This window comes from Ruegeria sp. YTSA105, assembly GCF_059610225.1.
The window spans coordinates 150869-167854 of the sequence record NZ_JBXWNE010000007.1; the positions used below are offsets into that span (position 1 = coordinate 150869).

General features: G+C 58.1%; 19 protein-coding genes. 8 read left to right on the forward strand and 11 right to left on the reverse strand.

All coding sequences use genetic code 11. From position 1 onward, the window contains the following. Window position 1: 1 nt before the first annotated feature. Window positions 2–1081: a coiled-coil domain-containing protein gene (locus AC2FH2_RS11225; RefSeq protein WP_271950875.1), complete on the reverse strand. Its 1080-nt coding sequence runs from the start codon at window positions 1079–1081 to the stop codon at window positions 2–4. Window positions 1082–1339: 258 nt separating this feature from the next. Here AC2FH2_RS11225 and AC2FH2_RS11230 point away from each other — a divergent pair, with 258 nt between their 5' ends. Continuing rightward, complete coding sequence (locus AC2FH2_RS11230; RefSeq protein ID WP_142638358.1) at window positions 1340–2815, forward strand: NAD-dependent succinate-semialdehyde dehydrogenase; 1476 nt, start codon at window positions 1340–1342, stop codon at window positions 2813–2815. A 122-nt stretch (window positions 2816–2937) separates the two neighbouring features. On the opposite strand, the gene AC2FH2_RS11235 is transcribed toward AC2FH2_RS11230, so the two are convergent. From AC2FH2_RS11235 to AC2FH2_RS11260, 6 genes are all read right to left on the reverse strand, one after another. Continuing rightward, complete coding sequence (locus AC2FH2_RS11235; protein WP_142638359.1) at window positions 2938–3405, reverse strand: Hsp20 family protein; 468 nt, start codon at window positions 3403–3405, stop codon at window positions 2938–2940. Window positions 3406–3527: 122 nt separating this feature from the next. Beyond that, complete coding sequence (locus AC2FH2_RS11240; RefSeq protein ID WP_496823585.1) at window positions 3528–4301, reverse strand: trypsin-like serine peptidase; 774 nt, start codon at window positions 4299–4301, stop codon at window positions 3528–3530. A gap of 38 nt (window positions 4302–4339) precedes the next feature. After that, entirely contained in the window at window positions 4340–5131 is a 792-nt protein-coding gene (locus AC2FH2_RS11245) for a trypsin-like serine peptidase (protein WP_496823587.1), read from the reverse strand. 106 nt (window positions 5132–5237) lie between these two features. Further along, complete coding sequence (gene glcF, locus AC2FH2_RS11250) at window positions 5238–6560, reverse strand: glycolate oxidase subunit GlcF (protein WP_281973551.1); 1323 nt, start codon at window positions 6558–6560, stop codon at window positions 5238–5240. A gap of 4 nt (window positions 6561–6564) precedes the next feature. After that, on the reverse strand, window positions 6565–7665 hold the full coding sequence (locus AC2FH2_RS11255) for an FAD-binding protein (RefSeq protein ID WP_496823589.1): 1101 nt from the start codon (window positions 7663–7665) through the stop codon (window positions 6565–6567). 21 nt (window positions 7666–7686) lie between these two features. Beyond that, window positions 7687–9135: an FAD-linked oxidase C-terminal domain-containing protein gene (locus AC2FH2_RS11260; protein ID WP_496823591.1), complete on the reverse strand. Its 1449-nt coding sequence runs from the start codon at window positions 9133–9135 to the stop codon at window positions 7687–7689. Between the two features lie 82 nt (window positions 9136–9217). On the opposite strand from AC2FH2_RS11260, the gene AC2FH2_RS11265 reads away from it, so the two are divergent. The 3 genes from AC2FH2_RS11265 to AC2FH2_RS11275 all read left to right on the forward strand — a co-directional run bounded on the left by AC2FH2_RS11265 (window position 9218) and on the right by AC2FH2_RS11275 (window position 11025). Then, a complete protein-coding gene (locus AC2FH2_RS11265) occupies window positions 9218–9928 on the forward strand; it encodes a DUF599 domain-containing protein (RefSeq protein WP_496823593.1) in 711 nt (236 codons plus the stop codon). Window positions 9929–10352: 424 nt separating this feature from the next. After that, a complete protein-coding gene (locus AC2FH2_RS11270) occupies window positions 10353–10487 on the forward strand; it encodes a hypothetical protein (protein ID WP_271950893.1) in 135 nt (44 codons plus the stop codon). Between the two features lie 190 nt (window positions 10488–10677). Beyond that, window positions 10678–11025: a hypothetical protein gene (locus tag AC2FH2_RS11275; RefSeq protein WP_142638371.1), complete on the forward strand. Its 348-nt coding sequence runs from the start codon at window positions 10678–10680 to the stop codon at window positions 11023–11025. Window positions 11026–11027: 2 nt separating this feature from the next. On the opposite strand, the gene AC2FH2_RS11280 is transcribed toward AC2FH2_RS11275, so the two are convergent. The 4 genes from AC2FH2_RS11280 to AC2FH2_RS11295 all read right to left on the reverse strand — a co-directional run bounded on the left by AC2FH2_RS11280 (window position 11028) and on the right by AC2FH2_RS11295 (window position 13907). Beyond that, a complete protein-coding gene (locus tag AC2FH2_RS11280) occupies window positions 11028–11513 on the reverse strand; it encodes a flavodoxin family protein (RefSeq protein WP_271950897.1) in 486 nt (161 codons plus the stop codon). A 1-nt stretch (window position 11514) separates the two neighbouring features. Further along, window positions 11515–11985, reverse strand: coding sequence for a 23S rRNA (pseudouridine(1915)-N(3))-methyltransferase RlmH (gene rlmH / locus AC2FH2_RS11285; RefSeq protein ID WP_496823595.1), 471 nt, complete (start codon window positions 11983–11985; stop codon window positions 11515–11517). 44 nt (window positions 11986–12029) lie between these two features. Then, entirely contained in the window at window positions 12030–12392 is a 363-nt protein-coding gene (rsfS, locus tag AC2FH2_RS11290) for a ribosome silencing factor (protein ID WP_142638376.1), read from the reverse strand. A gap of 162 nt (window positions 12393–12554) precedes the next feature. Then, entirely contained in the window at window positions 12555–13907 is a 1353-nt protein-coding gene (locus tag AC2FH2_RS11295; RefSeq protein WP_496823597.1) for a mechanosensitive ion channel family protein, read from the reverse strand. A 102-nt stretch (window positions 13908–14009) separates the two neighbouring features. On the opposite strand from AC2FH2_RS11295, the gene AC2FH2_RS11300 reads away from it, so the two are divergent. The 4 genes from AC2FH2_RS11300 to leuD are packed head-to-tail and all read left to right on the forward strand — an operon-like array spanning window position 14010 to window position 16804. Beyond that, the gene (locus AC2FH2_RS11300; protein WP_271950909.1) at window positions 14010–14108 is read left to right on the forward strand and encodes an isopropylmalate isomerase; all 99 of its coding nucleotides are present in this window, start codon (window positions 14010–14012) and stop codon (window positions 14106–14108) included. 52 nt (window positions 14109–14160) lie between these two features. Beyond that, window positions 14161–15564 carry a 3-isopropylmalate dehydratase large subunit gene (gene leuC, locus AC2FH2_RS11305; protein ID WP_496713894.1) on the forward strand — a complete coding sequence of 468 codons (1404 nt, stop codon included), beginning with the start codon at window positions 14161–14163 and terminating at the stop codon, window positions 15562–15564. 37 nt (window positions 15565–15601) lie between these two features. Then, window positions 15602–16156 carry an HdeD family acid-resistance protein gene (locus tag AC2FH2_RS11310; protein WP_271950915.1) on the forward strand — a complete coding sequence of 185 codons (555 nt, stop codon included), beginning with the start codon at window positions 15602–15604 and terminating at the stop codon, window positions 16154–16156. Window positions 16157–16198: 42 nt separating this feature from the next. Next, entirely contained in the window at window positions 16199–16804 is a 606-nt protein-coding gene (gene leuD / locus AC2FH2_RS11315; RefSeq protein ID WP_142638386.1) for a 3-isopropylmalate dehydratase small subunit, read from the forward strand. Window positions 16805–16986 lie beyond the last annotated feature (182 nt).

Consider the following 16986-nt stretch of genomic DNA (forward strand, 5'->3'; position numbering starts at 1 on the left):
ATCAACCCCCATACAAATTCTTATCATGCTTCTCGACAATCGACGCAAACCGGCGGGCAAAGCGTTCATCTGCCTTGGCCTTTTTCTCCAGCACGTCGCGGGCAAAGACCATGTGGTCCTCATGCGCCTCGAGCATGTCGGCCATCTTCTGGTTGGTCGCGGTGCCGATCGAGGCCATGGCGGTTTGCGCCTCTTGGTCGGTCTGCACGCCGATCTCGTTGATGCGGTGGGCCACGTCCTGCTGCTGCGCGGTTTTCAGCGATTTGGTCAGGGCGTCATACAGCACCACGCGCTGTTGCGTGTCTGTCTGCAGCTTGTTGATCAGCACCATCTGCGTCGCCGCCTGGTTCTGCAGGGAATCGACCCAGGTCTTGCCCTTTTCGATATAGCGCTCAAGCGTTTGGCTTTTGGCCAGCTTGACCTGCTCTTCCTGAACCTTGGCGTTGTATTGCTTGTTCAGCTCAGCCAGCTCGGTCTCAAGCTGGGTGCGCGCGGCGGCGTCCTGTTCGACGCTGATCTTGTTCTCCAGCGTGATGATTGTCGGGTCCATGCCCTGAATCTCAGCCCGCAGCGCTTCCAACTCGGCCACGGTGGCCTCACGGTCATCCAGCGTGCCGGTCAGGTTGTTTTCGACCTTCACGCGCTGCTCTTCCAGCACCGACAGCTGCCCTTCCAGCAGTTTCACGATCACGTCGGATTTGGCGATCAGGTCCTGCAGCTTGTCGTCGATACTGGCTGTGCGCATCCGCTCCTGCCGCATCGATTCAGATTTGCCCTTCGAGAAGATACCAACAAACGTCTCCCACCCGGATTTTGAACGCATCTCGTCAAAATCCTTGGAAAACGCGCTGGTGACGTCATCCAGACCCATGATCAGCTCGGCGATATTGGCGTTCATGACTTCGGTATGGGCGTGCACATCTTCCAAAGTGGCGTTCTCGATATCGATATCCGCCTCGGCCGTACCGATCTTGGCCCGCGCAGCCTCAATCCGCGAGGTCAGCCCTTGGATCTGCGACTGGCTTTCGCGCACTTTCGTCTGTGTTTCTTCAATCAACGCTTCGAATTGCTGGTTCGACATCTCTGCTGTCCCCTGTTTTCTTTATTTACCCAATAAGATAGGGAATGTTATGTTCATTTACATCCCCTTGAGCCCTCAAATCACCGAGACTTTTACAATTTCGTATCGAAAAAGATAGGCCACGCAGGCGAGATATCTGCACTCTGCAACGACGAATTTGATCAAATCTGGATTGATCCTGCCCGCCGAGTGGACATAGACAAATGCGACGCCACCTGTTTGGGTGCGCACAAACCCTTTTCTGCCGGAGTCCGACCCATGCTGGATACTACGACCGACCTGAAATCCATTCTGAAAAACCCCGATCTGCTGGTGACCAAGGCCTATATCGGCGGCCAGTGGGTCGATGGTGACAATGGGACGTTTTCCGTCACCAACCCTGCGCGGGGCGACGTGATCGCCGAGGTCGCCGACCTGAGCCGCGCGCAGGTTGCAGGTGCCATCGCACAGGCCGAGGCCGCGCAAAAGGAATGGGCCAAGCTGACCGGCAAGGAACGCGCCGTGATCCTGCGCCGCTGGTACGATCTGATGATGGAAAACGCCGAGGATCTGGGCAAGATCCTGACCGCCGAACAGGGCAAGCCGCTGGCCGAAGCCGTGGGTGAGATCGGCTATGGTGCCTCGTTCATCGAGTTTTTCGGCGAAGAGGCCAAGCGCGTTTATGGCGAGACTATTCCAGGTCATCAGCGCGACAAACGCATCATGGTGCTGAAGCAGCCCATCGGCGTTGCGGCCTCGATCACGCCCTGGAACTTCCCCAATGCGATGATCACGCGAAAGGCCGGACCGGCGCTTGCAGCCGGATGCGCCTTTGTCGCCCGGCCTGCCGCCGAGACACCCTTGTCGGCGCTGGTTCTGGGCGCATTGGCCCAGCAGGCAGGCATCCCCGCCGGTGTGTTCAACGTGGTGCCCTCGTCGCGCGCCAGCGAAATCGGCAAGGAGTTCTGCGAAAACCCCGGCGTGCGCAAGCTGACCTTTACCGGCTCGACCGAGGTGGGGCGCATCCTGCTGCGGCAGGCGGCGGAACAGGTGATGAAATGCTCGATGGAACTGGGCGGCAATGCGCCGTTCATCGTGTTTGACGATGCCGATCTGGATGCCGCCGTCGAAGGCGCGATGATGTGCAAGTTCCGCAATAACGGCCAGACCTGTGTCTGTGCCAACCGCATCTATGTGCAGGCCGGTGTCTATGACGCGTTTGCTGCCAAGTTGAAGGCTGCGGTCGAGGCTCTGAACGTCGGCGACGGCCTGAACGAAGGCATCACCACCGGACCGCTGATCAATGATGACGCCGTTGCAAAGGTGCAGGAACATATCAAGGATGTAACCGACAAAGGCGGCCAAATCCTGACCGGTGGCCTGCCGCACGATCTGGGCGGCACCTTCTTTGAGCCGACCATTGTCACCGGTGTGACGCAGGACATGCTGGTGGCGCAGGACGAAACCTTTGGCCCGCTGGCACCGCTGTTCAAGTTCGAGGATGAAGACGACGTGATCGCCATGGCCAATGACACGATCTTTGGTCTGGCCTCGTATTTCTATGCCAAGGATCTCAGCCGCGTTTACAAAGTGGCCGAAGCGCTGGAATACGGGATCGTTGGTGTGAACACCGGCATCATCTCAACCGAGTTGGGCCCGTTCGGCGGCGTCAAACAATCCGGCTTGGGCCGCGAAGGCAGCCATCATGGCATGGAAGACTATCTGGAGATGAAATACATCTGTCTGTCGGTCTGATCCGCCCAAACCTTCGCTGTACAGATGGCCGTAAAGGCAACGCCCCGCGTCTGGAGGAACGCGGGGCGCATGGTGCGGTAATCCAGAGAGGAACGATTACCGCGGCGTGGTGACTGACTGCCTCAGTTTACGGCTTTGGCGTCAACCACATCCTTTTCGATGGCCTTGCTGGACGAAATCTCGATCCGGCGGGCTTTCAGGGCTTCGGGCACCTCGCGCTTGAGATCGATATTCAGCATGCCGTTCTCATGGCTGGCACCGGTAACACGAACGTGGTCGGCAAGGGCAAAACGGCGCTCGAACGCGCGGGTTGCGATGCCGCGGTGCAGATAGCTGCGATCTTTGTCTTCCGCAGTTTTCTTACCGGCGACGACCAACGAATTCTCTTTCACTTCGACCGAAAGATCGGCCTCGGAAAAACCGGCAACAGCAACCGAGATACGATAGGTGTCGACATCGGTTTTTTCGATGTTGTAGGGCGGATAGCTGGGTTGAGCCACATCATTGGTCAGAACGCGATCCATCATGTCAGCGATCTGGTCAAAACCTACGGTGGCGCGGTGCAGCGGTGCAAAGTCAAATGTACGCATATGTCGTATCCTCATGTTTGAGCGATGAACGTAATGCCCTCCGATCGGACGGGCGTTCGATTGTCTCAGGCCCCGTTTGCGGCGACCCGATACATTTGACATGGGAAACGTTCTGGCCGAGTTCAACCCCCTCCGGAGCTGATGAATTTCGCACCGGTATCCGACTTGCCTGATCCCACCTGCAATCGCTTTATTGCCGCCTTTGGTTTAGGGGCATCCCGGCGCAGGGTCGCCTTCAGATCGGCCACAATTTCCTGCAATTCCATACCGAATCCCACTTTCTGCCGACCATCCGTACCAACTGCAGAGACTACTGAAAGTATTTGCCAGCGCGGACCGTTTCGCGCCAACAGAGCCGAACCCGAGGACCCAAAGGTAATGTCGCAGTTGAATGTGATCAGGCCCTGATAGCGCTGCAGGATTTTGCAGGACCGTTCCCGCGTAATCGCATTCGATCGGCCCCGACCATACGATGCAAGACTGACCTCATCCCCCGCCACGCGCCCGTTATGCAACGCAAAGGGATCGGCCACGGAATAGGGGATCGGTTGATCCAGCCGCATCAACGCGACATCAACGCGCACGGCATCGGGCGACAGTTGAGCGAAACGTGTGTAATCCGGATGTGCCGCGATCTGCACCACCTTGCGATCTGCCAACGCAGTACCGTCGCTTAGCCCTGCCCGAAAGGTTACCTGCCCTGGCCCATAGGGTTGACCGGTTCTTTTGTCCAAGGCGCAATGGGCCGCGGTCAGTACCAGATCCTGTGCGATCAACGTACCCGTACAAAACCCCTCGGCGCCGATATCCAGGCGGCCGACGGCCTCCCAGCCATATAGGTCATCGCGGTCGGTGAGTTTGCGTTTTGCACTTTGCGCCTGTGACATCGTTGTCATCATAGTCAGGCATAAAAACAGGCTTGCCCAAAATCGCATCATGGCCGGACGAACCTGGCGCCAATATGACGGCTTGCCGAATCGCCGGTTTCCGAGCCGCTGAATCCGCGCCCGGCGGTCAGTTCACTCCGCAGCAAAGGCAGCGAAACCTCGACTGCGGTACCTATGGCCACAGGCTCGCCATTGAATTCCGCCTTGGCCGCCACGACCGAGACGATCCGAGGTCTTTCGCCCTCGAACGCAAATACCGGGGCGCCGGAGGATCCAAACTCGACATCACAGGACAGGACAAGAACCTCGGAAACGCCGGTCACGACCGAACAGACCTCTTGCAATGATGGCGCCTCGGCGCGGTCCTTCGCATAGGACACAACCCCAACTTCCTGTCCGCGAACGGGTCGATCGCCAGTATCAAATGGAATGACCGAGGTACTGCGGATTGGCTGCCATAGCTCGATCAGCGCTATATCGCTACCGATCCGGTTGGTCGGAGTTTCGTCGTCGTAAAAGTAATCGGGGTGAATCACCGCCCTGCGCGCCGCACGATAGGCTGATGCCCGACCCAGACGCCAGGCGGCAAGAAATTCGACCTTAGACAGGTCAATACGTTGGCCTGTGGCCTTATCGTAAAGACAATGCGCTGCCGTCAGCACCTGGTTCTGCGCAATCAGCGTCGCAGTGCAGAATGCTTCGCCGTCAATATTCAAGCGCCCGACAGCCATCCAGGCCCGCCCGGCATCGGTGGTGTCCAGACTTTTCAGCCCGCTATCCTGCGCCAGTACGGCCATCGGCATGAGTGCCAGCGCAAAAGCCTTGATCCAGTTTTTCAAGCGGTTCTCCGGCGTTGCTTCCAGCGCATACTCATAGCTGTCGGGTACGGCGAAAATAGGGCCGGTACGTTTCCCGTTCTATCTGATGCAGCCCTGCATCAGGCAGCTAACGCAGGATCGGCACGGCCGTTCCCATCTCATGACCCTGCTGCATCGCACGCGGCAACGGCCCGCCTGTGGACCAATCCAACAGCTCGACCGTATGCAAAATAGGTATCTGCGTGGCCGAACCGATCTGCATCATGCAACCAATATTGCCTGCAGCGATAACATCAGGGTTCTTAGCCTCAAGCGTCCGAACCTTGCGTTGCTTTAACAAACCCGAGATTTCGGGCTGCATCAGGTTATAGGTCCCGGCGCTGCCACAGCACAGATGGCTGTCTGAAGGCTCTAACACGGTGAAACCCGCATTCTTCAACAGGTCTTTGGGATGGTTTTTGATCTTTTGCCCATGCTGCAAAGAACAAGCGGCATGATAGGCGACGGTCATGCCCTTGTGCTGGCCTCCGGGCAGGTCTAGCTGCACCAGCAATTCGCTGATATCCATGGCAATCGCCGAAACCCGCGCGGCATCTGCCGCCAAAGCCTCGTTTCGGAACATGTGCCCGTAATCCTTGACGGTCGTACCACAACCTGAGGTGTTGATGACGATGGCATCCAGCCCCTGGCCATCGATCTCTCTGGTCCAGGCCTGTATATTGGCCGCCGCCGCTTTATGGCTGTCAGCTACCTTGCCCATGTGATGGGTCAGCGCACCACAGCATCCCGCGCCTTTGGCCACAACGACTTCGCAGCCCAGTCGGGTCAGCAGGCGAATCGTGGCGTCGTTGATATCCGTGTTCAGCGCCTTTTGGGCGCAGCCTGTCATCAGTGCCACGCGCTTTTTCGGCGCTCCTTTAGGGGCAAAGCGTTGCGGGTCATCGTTGCGGCTGACCGGAGGGATATGTTTTGGTGCCATCTCCAGCATCGCCCGCAGCCGCGCATCCGGCATCAGAAACCGGAAGGGACGGCCCAGCTTGGCCCCGATCAGGGCCCAGCGAAACCGCATCGGATAGGGCAGAATCTGCGCCAGAACCCAACGCAGAAGGCGATCGGTCAGCGGGCGTTTGTAATTCTGCTCGATATACTCGCGCGCGTGATCGACCAGATGCATATAGTGAACGCCCGACGGACAGGTGGTCATGCAGGCCAGACAGGACAGGCAGCGGTCGATATGTTTGACGGTTTTCTCATCCGGGACACGCTCATTCTCAAGCATGTCCTTGATCAGGTAGATCCGTCCGCGCGGGCTGTCGAGCTCATCCCCCAGCACCTGATAAGTCGGGCAAGTGGCGGTACAAAAGCCGCAATGAACACAGCTGCGCAGGATCTGGTTCGAGCGTTGGATCGCCGGATCCTGCAGCTGTTTTTCGGTGAAATCTGTCTGCATTGCCCTACCCCATCAGCCCCGGGTTAAACAGCCCTCGGGGATCAAATTTCGCCCGAATGCCTTTTATTAGAGCCTGTATAGCTACACTCTCAGGCTGGAACCGGCCCAGCCGCTCGACCGTTTCCGCATCGCCGCGCACAAGGGTTGCATGACCAGAAAAAGTGCCAAGTCGCGCCCGCAAATCGGTTCCCGCAGGAAGGCGCAGCCAGATCAGACCGCCGCCCCAGTCGTAGAACACCTGTTCAGCCTCGGCCCGCGCCGCGATCATCGGGGCGTCACCGGGCGTGACAGACAGACGCCACACGTCGCCAGCCTTGCCCCGGAACGCGTGAACATCGCGGGTCGCCGTCCACAGCGTTGCCGGTTCATCGACATTTGCGATCTGGCCGAACCCAGACAGTTCGGATGTCAGCCTCTCGGTTCTATAAGCGACGGAGTCCGCAAATCCTTCGACCCTAACAAAGGCTTTTTCGCACTCCGGGTCATAAGCTGCGCCAGTGACCTCGAACGGAGATCTAAGCGCTGCGGACAGCGTTTTTATCGCTGCTTCTGCATTAGATACGGTCACTGACAGCGTTGCTGTGTGTTCCGGCTTGGGCAGGACTTTCAGCGACACTTCGGTCAGCACGCCCAACGTTCCCCAGGACCCACAGATCAGCTTGACCAGATCATAGCCAGTGACATTCTTCATCACCCGCCCGCCATTTTTGATCACCTGCCCGGTGCCATCGACATATCGCACCCCCAGTAAGAAATCGCGACATGCGCCTGCCTGAATGCGGCGCGGCCCCGAGATGTTGGCGGCAACCACACCGCCGATGGTCGGCTCGCCTTGGGTGCCCAACAGGCTGCGATGGTCCATCGGCTCAAAGGCCAGTTGCTGGCCCTCGGCGTCCAATGCGGCCTCAACCTCGGCTAGCGGTGTTCCGGCCTGCGCAACCAGCGTTAAGGCGCCGGGTTCATACAGTGTGATGCCTGTCATCCCGCAGGTTTCAATCACTTGGCCGGAACCCGCAATGCCACGAGTGCCGCCGCCTGTGATACACACGGCGCCTGTAAGTCCGGCAACCATCTGGGCCAGTTCAGTTTCGGACGTGGGTTTCATCATATATCTCTTTGTTAGAGCCTATTTTTCGGCTATTTGCGGGTTGCGACGCGGTTCGGAGGCGTCCAGCGGGAACACTTTAGCCGGGTTCAGCAACCATCCTGGATCGAACACATCTTTAACCGCCATCTGCGCCTCAAGATCGGCAGGGGCATATTGATGATGCATCAGATCGCGCTTTTCGATTCCCACACCGTGCTCGCCGGTCAGGCAACCGCCCTCATCCACACAAAGTTTCAGGATTTCCGCCCCGAACGCCTCACATTTTTCGAGGTCGCCGGGTTTGTTGGCATCAAACAGGATCAAAGGGTGCATGTTCCCGTCGCCGGCATGGAATACATTTCCAACCGGCAGGCCGAACTCATCGCTCAGCTCACCAATCCGGCGCAATACGGCGGGCAGCGCCGATACCGGGATGGTCCCATCCAGGCACATATAGTCGTTCATCTGCCCCATGGCGCCAAAGGCCGATTTGCGGCCCAACCAGATCCGGGCGCTTTCATCCGCCGACTGGCTCTCGCGCAGTTCGACCGGATTGTGGCGTTTTGCAATCTCGACAATCTTGGCCAGCTGGCTGTCGATCTCGGCCTCCGAACCTTCGACCTCGACAATCAACAATGCTTCGCATTCCGGATACCCGGCATGCGCAAAGTTTTCGCAGGCCTGAATGCACAGGCGATCCATGAACTCAATCGCGACAGGCAAGATACCGGACTTGATGATGTCCGAAACGCATTGGCCTGCGATTTCATTGTCATCAAACCCCATCAGGACGGGCCGTGCGCCTTCTGGCTTGCGCAGGATGCGCAGGGTCGCTTCGGTGACAACGCCCAGTTGCCCTTCGGACCCGCAGATCACCCCCAGCAGGTCAAGACCCGGCGCGTCCAGATGAGCGCCACCGATTTCGACTACGCTGCCATCCATCATCACCAGGGTCACACCCAGCAGGTTGTTCGTGGTCACCCCGTATTTCAGGCAATGCGCCCCGCCGGAATTCATCGCGATATTGCCCGCAATCGCGCAAGCCAGTTGCGACGACGGATCGGGGGCATAAAAGAAATCCTCTTCCTCGACCGCGCCGGTGACGCTCAGGTTGGTGCGCCCAGTCTGGACCTTGATGAATCGGTTGTCATAATCAACCTCCAGCACGTCGTTCATCCGGGCCACGCCCAGTATGACGCAATCAGCTGTTGGCAGCGCGCCCCCGGCCAGCGACGTACCTGCACCGCGCGGTACCACCGGTACGCCTTCGTCATGGCAAATGCGCAAGATATCCGAGACCTGCTGCGTTGTCGAAGGCAAAACCGCCAGCATCGGCGGGCATCTATAGGCGGTCAAAGCATCGCATTCATAGGCGCGTGTCTCGGCCGGGTCATAAATGATCGCGTCGTCCGGCAGAACCCCCGACAGGCGCGCCACCACCGCATCTTTGCGACGCAGGACATCAGGGCTTGGCTTTGGCATTTCCATGGCAGGCTCCTTAGTTTGGTAAAATAATATTACCAATTTGTCAGTATGGCAAGTTCCGACTTCCGGAAGTACTGTCACGGCCATGACCTGGATTGACCGCGCCGCTCTGTTTGCCCCTTTGGATTTTGCCGCCATAACGCTGATGATGGGGGCCTGGCTGTGCCTTGGGTGGATGATCGAAAACCCGTCGCCAAAGAAGCGGTCAGTGGCCTTGATGATGGATGAGTATCGCCGCGACTGGATGCGCGAGATGGTCACACGCCAGCCAAGGATGTTTGACGCGCAGGTCGTGGCCACGATGCGGCAAGGCAGTACCTTCTTTGCCTCGACCACGATGATTGCCATCGGTGGGGGCCTGGCCCTGCTGGGCAATACCGAGCGTCTGGCCGGTGTCGCCAGTGATCTGGCCATCGGCAGCTTTCCAGCCCTGGTGTGGGAGATCAAGATACTCGCCGTCGTGCTGCTGCTGGCCAATGCCTTTCTGAAATATGTCTGGGCGCATCGTCTGTTCGGCTATTGCGCGGTACTGATGGCCGCGGTCCCGAATGAGCCCGAGGATCCCATCGCCTATCCCCGCGCCACGCAATCGGCCGAGATCTGTGTCACCGCCGCCCGCAGCTTTAACCGCGGGCTGCGCTCAACCTATTTCGCACTGACCTTGCTTGCATGGTTTCTGGGGCCACTCGCGTTGATCGTCGGCACAGTTATCACTGCAGGCCTGCTTTACCGACGCGAATTCGCCTCGCAATCCCGCGCGATCTTGATGGCGCAGGTTGGCAACACGCAGTCGTGACCCCATGCCATCGCCGTGGCGTTGACGCCCGGCTTTTGGTTCTTACTTTTTGCCAGCAGGTTTTCATGTGGGTCGAAGCGAGCTTTTGGTCAACACGCAACGATTGTCCGATCTGAGTCCTGAGCAGCCGAGTAGCATTATCCTTGCCGACAAGATTTGACAGTTAACTCAAATCTGCCAAGATGCTTCAAATTTTTTAAAGAAAGATAGTTCCATGAAAAAAGTGTTCGTAGGCATAGCAATAACTTTGTTGACTTCGATGTCACCGGCCTTGGCTCAGGATATCGCGGCAGGGTCCAGACTTACGGTAACTTCCGACTGGCACTCAAAGAACGGAGGGCCTTACAGTCCGCAGATCGTATCTTGTAAATCCAACAGTGGTTTGTGCTTGCGAGACACTAATACTTCGCCGGCAAACAATCCGATGACAAAGACCAAGAACGGTCTGCAGGTCGTCTTCAAGGAATTCGGGGTCGTTTATTTGTTCAAGCCCAGTGGAAAGGGTACTTTTCACGACATGAACGGTAAACAAACTGGCAAGTTCAAGTGGTCTCAGTAGCTTGAGAATCGAACGCTCAATTCGTGCTCTAGACACGCTCCGATAACTGTCTGTTTCACCTTGCATAGCTTGCATTAAAAATATGCTTCCAAATATAAGCCTTGCTGCAGTGGGCAATTCCATAGACTTCGGCCGGGAGCTGATTCTATTAGAGCGAAGCTCTATACCGCCAAGAGTTTAGGGTCGAAACATGCGATATGTGATTCTCTGCACCTTTCTGGCCAGCCCCACCCTAGCCGATCCGCCAACGATCGAGCAGGTCAACGCCTCGTCCAGCGGTGGCAGTTGGCGTTTCGACGTGACGATCCGGCATCCGGACACCGGATGGGATCACTATGCCGATGGCTGGCGTGTGCTGGATATGGACGGGAATGAGCTGGGGATGCGTGTGTTGCATCACCCGCATGAGACGGAACAGCCCTTTACCCGCTCGCTGGGCGGGGTGGCAATTCCTGATGGTACATCTCAGGTCCAGATACAGGCCCGTTGCAGCGTGGATGGCTGGGCAGACGAAACCATTGTTGTGCCGCTGAACTGACCTCAGAATACGCCCAACGCCAGCCCTGCGGCCATCGCCTGCCCCAAGTCGCGGCATGTCTGCAGCGCGTCTTGGGGGATGCGCTTTTCGGCTAGGATTGCTTCGGGCGTTTGTGCGTGGGTGCATATGATCAGAGGGGGCTGGACCTCTTTCAGCCGCCAACCGGTTGCGATCCGGGCCGTCTGGCGCGCGGCGTTTTCGCCGTCTGACCCGGCACAGATCATCTGGGCATAGGGGCGACCTTCGATGCGACCAAGAACCGGATAATAACAGCGGTCGTAAAACTCTTTCATCACGCCCGAAATCGCCGCCAGGTTTTCGGGTGCGCAGAAGATATAGCCATCTGCGGCCAGCAGATCTTGGGGTCCGGCCCGCTCTGCGGGCTTCAAAACGGTGTCGGCCTCATCGTGCGCACCTTCGGCAGCAGCTTCGGCCATCTGCCGGGCGCCGCTGGTGCGTGAATGGTAAACGATCAATAGCTGCGCCATGTCAGACCCGGTGATAGGGACCGCCCGACAGGATGGTTGCGGCCCGATAAAGTTGCTCGGCCAGCATCACACGGACCAGCATGTGGGGCCAGACCATGGACCCGAAAGAGATGGAGAAATCCGCTTCGGCGCGCAGATCAGGGGCTATTCCGTCGGCACCGCCAATGATCAGCGCCAGATCCTGCCGCCCCGCATCGCGCCAACCGCCCAACTTTTGGGCAAAATCGGGCGAGGACATCACCCGCCCCCGTTCATCAAGCGTGCAGATTACGGTGCCTTTGGGCAGCGCCTTGCGCAGCAATGTGGCCTCGGCCCCCATCCCTGCGTTTTTCTTGTCTTCGACCTCGATCACCCGCGCAGGCCCAAGGCCCAGCGCGCGGCCGGTCCGATCAAATCGGGTCAGGTAATCATCAAGCAGGGATTTCTCGGGTCCGGCGCGCAATCGCCCGACCGCAACTATGCTGATCCGCATATCTCTCTCGCCGCCGGCCCGTTAATGCAGGCCGGGATAGCGCCTCAGTTGGCCGAGGCGCTGCCGCCCGCAGGCTGCCACATCTTTTCCAGCTGATAGAATTCACGCACTTCGGGGCGGAAGATATGAACGACCACGTCGCCCGTATCGATCAGCACCCAGTCGCCGGCATCCTTGCCTTCGACCTTCGAGGTGAAACCGAATTCCTGCTTGATGCGATCCGTCAGCTTTTCCGCCATGGCCGAGACCTGACGGGTCGACCGACCCGAGGCAATGACCATGTGATCCGCGACGGACGATTTGCCCTGCAGGTTGATCTGCACGACGTCTTCGGCCTTGTCATCGGAAAGTGAGGAAAGGATGCGTTCAAGCAGCTTATCGCTGATTGACTGAGAGTGGGCCATCATGTTGGCCCCATCTTCGGCGGGCAAACCCGCCTGAGTGTGTAGAGACAGGACATAGTCCTCCTTTGCTGCGCGCCATGATATCCCGGCGCCGGGGTACTAATAAGGTAGCAAGGAGATTGCAACATTTCAATGAACACGGGGCCAAAGGATCGCAACGATTGCTTACTCTGTGGCAAGCTGTTGCGCATCGGCGTCGTCGTTCAGCAGGCGAACCTCACGCTGCGGGAATGGGATCGAGATGCCTTCAGCCTTGAATGCGTCCCACAGCGCCAGATAGACATTGCCCCGTATATTGGTCAGCCCTTTGGTTGGATCGCTGATCCAGAATCGCAGCACGTAATCCACGCTGCTGTCGCCGAACCCGGTGATATGGCAGACCGCGTCATGTCCGCTGCCACTGAGCACTCGCTCGACAGATTTAACCGCATGGATGGCCGTTGCCCGCACATTATGGGGGTCATCCGTGTAACTTGTGCCAAATGTCAGATCCAGCCGCACGAACCGGTCCGAATGCGACCAGTTCACCACCTGATTGGTGATCAAATCCTCGTTCGGGATCAGGTATTCGCGCCCATCCCGCGTGACCACCGAGACATAGCGCGCGCCCAGCGCGTTGATCCAGCCGAACGTGTCGCCCAGCGAAATCACATCGCCCGGTTTGATCGACCGATCCATCAGGATGATGATGCCCGAGATCAGATTCGACACCACTTTCTGCAAACCAAAGCCGATGCCGACGCCAATGGCCCCCGACAACAGCGCAATACCTGTCAAGTCAAAGCCCAGCGTCCGAATGGCGGCCATGAAGACGGCGCCATAGATGACGACCTGTAATCCCTTGGCCAACAAGACCTGCATTGACGGCGAGATATCGTCATTGCGTTTGAGGCCACGTTCAGCAGCACCGGTGCCAAGACGGGCCAGCGTCAACAACACGCCAATCAGCAAAAGCGCCTTGAGGATACCCAACACCGAGAGGTGCAGATCCCCGATCGAGATCGCCACCCCATCCAGAAACCCGGCGACGTCATCGGTCAAGTTCAGCGCAATCAGCGTCGCATAGGCCCACATTGCCCATTTGAAAATTCGCCGCAGCGTCCGGTTTCGGACCAGACGGGCCACTAGCGCAATCGCCAGCCAGGCGGTAGCCAAAGTTGCCACCACCCCGATGATATAGCTGCGCGATGGCCAGGTGATCTGCTGCATCACCAGATACAGCATCCAGGACAGCGTGACGAAATAGACAAGCGTCAGACGTTGCATCAGCTGGATCAGCGTGCGCAACCGCCATTTGGGCCAACCAGAGCGGGCACGGGCCCAGGCCTCCCATCGGCCCTGCGTAACCAGCTTCAAGACATAGGCCAGCGCCCAGAGACCCAGGATGATGACCAGCTGATGTTGACGCCAGCCCGGTGTAATGACCAGATCGACCAGTCTATCGAATTGCAGGGAAAAGGCCTCGATCATGGTCTGATACAGATCAGACAGCGAACTGGGTATCAGGTCTGGGTTCATGCACGTCTCCTGCTTGCCAGCTTGGACAGCGTTGACGCATGATGCAAGCCCGCCGCAGGATTGCGCCTTGATTGACGGACTGACGCGATATATCTGATGCGCATGAGACTCAATCTGACCCCAGCACCTACGTTGCAAGACCGCACGCGACTGCGTGAACGGTTCTTTGGGGCCGCCCGCACGGTTCTGGCCCGCCTATAAACGGCGTCCAGCCACTCGCCAGCTAAATCTCAATACATACGGGAGAGGACCGATGTCCCCCAAAACACTCTATGACAAGATCTGGGATGCCCATGTCGCGCACGAAGCCGATGATGGCACCTGCCTGCTGTATATCGACCGCCATCTGGTCCACGAAGTGACCAGCCCGCAGGCATTCGAAGGCCTGCGCATGGCGGGTCGCAAGGTGCGCGCGCCGGAAAAGACCATCGCGGTACCGGATCACAACGTGCCCACCACGCCGGATCGCGTGAACGGCATTGAAAACCCCGAGTCGCGCATTCAGGTCGAAGCACTCGACAAGAACGCCAAGGATTTCGGCATTCACTATTACCCGGTGAATGACGTTCGCCAGGGCATCGTGCACATCGTTGGCCCCGAACAGGGCTGGACCCTGCCCGGCATGACCGTTGTCTGCGGCGACAGCCACACAGCGACTCATGGAGCGTTTGGTGCGCTGGCCCATGGCATCGGCACGTCCGAGGTTGAACACGTTCTGGCCACGCAGACCCTGATCCAGAAGAAATCCAAAAACATGAAGGTGGAAATCACCGGCAAATTGCAGCCGGGTGTGACCGCCAAGGATATCACTCTGGCTGTGATTGGTGAGACCGGAACCGCTGGTGGCACCGGCTATGTCATCGAATATTGCGGCGAAGCGATCCGCAATCTGTCGATGGAAGGCCGCATGACCGTCTGCAACATGGCAATCGAAGGCGGCGCCCGCGCTGGCCTGATCGCCCCGGATGAGACCACGTTCGAATATGTCAAAGGCCGCCCACACGCGCCGAAAGGGGCCCAGTGGGAAGCGGCGATGGACTGGTGGAAAACGCTGTTCACCGATGAAGACGCGCATTTCGACAAGGTCATCACCCTGCGCGGCGAAGACATCGCGCCGGTCGTCACCTGGGGCACCAGCCCCGAGGACGTGCTGCCGATCACTGCATCCGTGCCTCACCCCGAGGATTTCGAAGGTGGCAAAGTCGATGCGGCCCGCCGGTCCATCGAATATATGGGTCTGGAAGCCGGTCAGAAGCTCAGCGACGTCGAAATCGACACCGTCTTTATCGGGTCCTGCACGAACGGCCGCATCGAGGACCTGCGCGCCGCTGCCGAGATTCTGAAGGGCAAAAAGATCAAGGACGGGATGCGGGCGATGGTTGTGCCCGGTTCAGGCCTTGTCCGCGCGCAGGCCGAGGAAGAAGGTCTGGCCGAGATCTTCAAAGAGGCCGGGTTCGAATGGCGTCTGGCGGGATGTTCCATGTGCCTCGCGATGAACCCCGACCAGTTGCAACCGGGCGAGCGCTGCGCCGCGACCTCGAACCGCAACTTCGAAGGCCGTCAGGGCCGCGGCGGGCGCACCCACCTGCTGAGCCCCGCAATGGCTGCCGCGGCGGCAATCACAGGACGGCTGACAGACGTCCGCGAGTTGATGTAAGCTGCCCTCATAACTGGATATTTGAGGGATTTAAGACATGAGTGACTGGATCAAATGGCTCCTGATGGGGCTTCTGTCCATAGTGTTCGGCCTTTTTGTGCTGGGCGCGCCTGCAGTGGCGTCGATTGCCGTAACGGTGGTGACCGGCGTACTGCTGCTGATTTCAGGGGCATTGCAGGTGGTCGGTGGGTTCACCGTCGAGGGCACCGGCAACAAAATCCTGTCGCTTATTATGGGTGCGGTGATGCTGTTTCTGGGCTGGTCCTTCCTGGATCACCCGCTGCAGGGCACCGTGACGCTGGCGACGGTCTGCCTGATCCTGTTCATGGCAGGCGGTATTGCGCGGGTCATTTTGTCGTTCCAGATGAAAGGTACGCAGTATTTCTGGGCGACACTGATCTCGGGCGTGATGTCGATTGTTCTGGCGATGCTCATCTGGCGGTTCGCAGCAACCGATCCTGTCGTGCTGTTGCAACTGCTCGGCATCCTGCTGGGGATCGAGATGGTGTTCAACGGTCTGGGCCTGGTGTTCATGGCGCTCTTCATCAAAGACGCACCCAAAGGCGAAACAACTGAAGCGAAACAAGCTTAAACGCGGGGCATAGGCGCGGCCCTCCCCCGCAGGAGTGTAGACATGGAAAAGTTTGACAAAGTCCACGGGGTGGCCGCCCCGATGCCATTGATCAATATCGACACCGATATGATCATTCCGAAAGTGCACCTGAAAACGATCAAACGATCCGGCCTTGGCGTCGTACTGTTTGACGAGATGCGCTATCATGATCACGGCGGTGAGAATGAAGAGTTCATTCTGAACAAACCCGCTTATCGGCAAACCGAGATTCTGGTGGCTGGCGACAATTTCGGCTGCGGCTCATCGCGCGAACACGCGCCCTGGGCGATCAAGGATTTCGGCATCAAGGTTGTGATCTCGACCAGCTTTGCCGACATCTTCTTCAACAACTGCTTCAAGAACGGCATCCTGCCCATCGTGGTCGAGGAAGAACATCATGCGGTTCTGATGGAAGACGCGCATAGAGGCGAAAACGCCCGCATGACCGTGCATCTGGAAGATCAGCAGATCACCACATCCGATGGTGTCGTGATCGAATTCGAGGTGGATTCTCATCGTAAGCACTGCCTGCTGAACGGTCTGGACGATATTGGCCTGACGATGGAAAAAGACCATCACATCGAGAAGTTCGAGGATCATGCGGGCCAGGCACGCCCCTGGGTGTGATTCTGGGAACGAATCTGTTGATACTCAACTTTATGGGGACGCCACGGCGTCCCCATTCGCCTTCTTGGGGTTCTGAACGGCGAAACCACTACATATAGGTCTCGACTTGAAACACACGTCGGATTTGCGTCAAAAATGATGCAATCCCGCACCAGTTGCGCCATCATTTTGCCCAAAATTGA

What these genes read in the sequence shown, in the direction of transcription:
- AC2FH2_RS11225 (WP_271950875.1), bottom strand. Translation starts at nt 1,081, where the DNA reads ATGTCGAACCAGCAATTCGAAGCGTTGATTGAAGAAACACAGACGAAA.
- AC2FH2_RS11230 (WP_142638358.1), top strand. Translation starts at nt 1,340, where the DNA reads ATGCTGGATACTACGACCGACCTGAAATCCATTCTGAAAAACCCCGAT.
- AC2FH2_RS11235 (WP_142638359.1), bottom strand. Translation starts at nt 3,405, where the DNA reads ATGCGTACATTTGACTTTGCACCGCTGCACCGCGCCACCGTAGGTTTT.
- AC2FH2_RS11240 (WP_496823585.1), bottom strand. Translation starts at nt 4,301, where the DNA reads ATGACAACGATGTCACAGGCGCAAAGTGCAAAACGCAAACTCACCGAC.
- glcF (WP_281973551.1), bottom strand. Translation starts at nt 6,560, where the DNA reads ATGCAGACAGATTTCACCGAAAAACAGCTGCAGGATCCGGCGATCCAA.
- AC2FH2_RS11255 (WP_496823589.1), bottom strand. Translation starts at nt 7,665, where the DNA reads ATGAAACCCACGTCCGAAACTGAACTGGCCCAGATGGTTGCCGGACTT.
- AC2FH2_RS11260 (WP_496823591.1), bottom strand. Translation starts at nt 9,135, where the DNA reads ATGGAAATGCCAAAGCCAAGCCCTGATGTCCTGCGTCGCAAAGATGCG.
- AC2FH2_RS11265 (WP_496823593.1), top strand. Translation starts at nt 9,218, where the DNA reads ATGACCTGGATTGACCGCGCCGCTCTGTTTGCCCCTTTGGATTTTGCC.
- AC2FH2_RS11270 (WP_271950893.1), top strand. Translation starts at nt 10,353, where the DNA reads ATGACAAAGACCAAGAACGGTCTGCAGGTCGTCTTCAAGGAATTCGGG.
- AC2FH2_RS11275 (WP_142638371.1), top strand. Translation starts at nt 10,678, where the DNA reads ATGCGATATGTGATTCTCTGCACCTTTCTGGCCAGCCCCACCCTAGCC.
- AC2FH2_RS11280 (WP_271950897.1), bottom strand. Translation starts at nt 11,513, where the DNA reads ATGGCGCAGCTATTGATCGTTTACCATTCACGCACCAGCGGCGCCCGG.
- rlmH (WP_496823595.1), bottom strand. Translation starts at nt 11,985, where the DNA reads ATGCGGATCAGCATAGTTGCGGTCGGGCGATTGCGCGCCGGACCCGAG.
- rsfS (WP_142638376.1), bottom strand. Translation starts at nt 12,392, where the DNA reads ATGATGGCCCACTCTCAGTCAATCAGCGATAAGCTGCTTGAACGCATC.
- AC2FH2_RS11295 (WP_496823597.1), bottom strand. Translation starts at nt 13,907, where the DNA reads ATGAACCCAGACCTGATACCCAGTTCGCTGTCTGATCTGTATCAGACC.
- AC2FH2_RS11300 (WP_271950909.1), top strand. Translation starts at nt 14,010, where the DNA reads ATGAGACTCAATCTGACCCCAGCACCTACGTTGCAAGACCGCACGCGA.
- leuC (WP_496713894.1), top strand. Translation starts at nt 14,161, where the DNA reads ATGTCCCCCAAAACACTCTATGACAAGATCTGGGATGCCCATGTCGCG.
- AC2FH2_RS11310 (WP_271950915.1), top strand. Translation starts at nt 15,602, where the DNA reads ATGAGTGACTGGATCAAATGGCTCCTGATGGGGCTTCTGTCCATAGTG.
- leuD (WP_142638386.1), top strand. Translation starts at nt 16,199, where the DNA reads ATGGAAAAGTTTGACAAAGTCCACGGGGTGGCCGCCCCGATGCCATTG.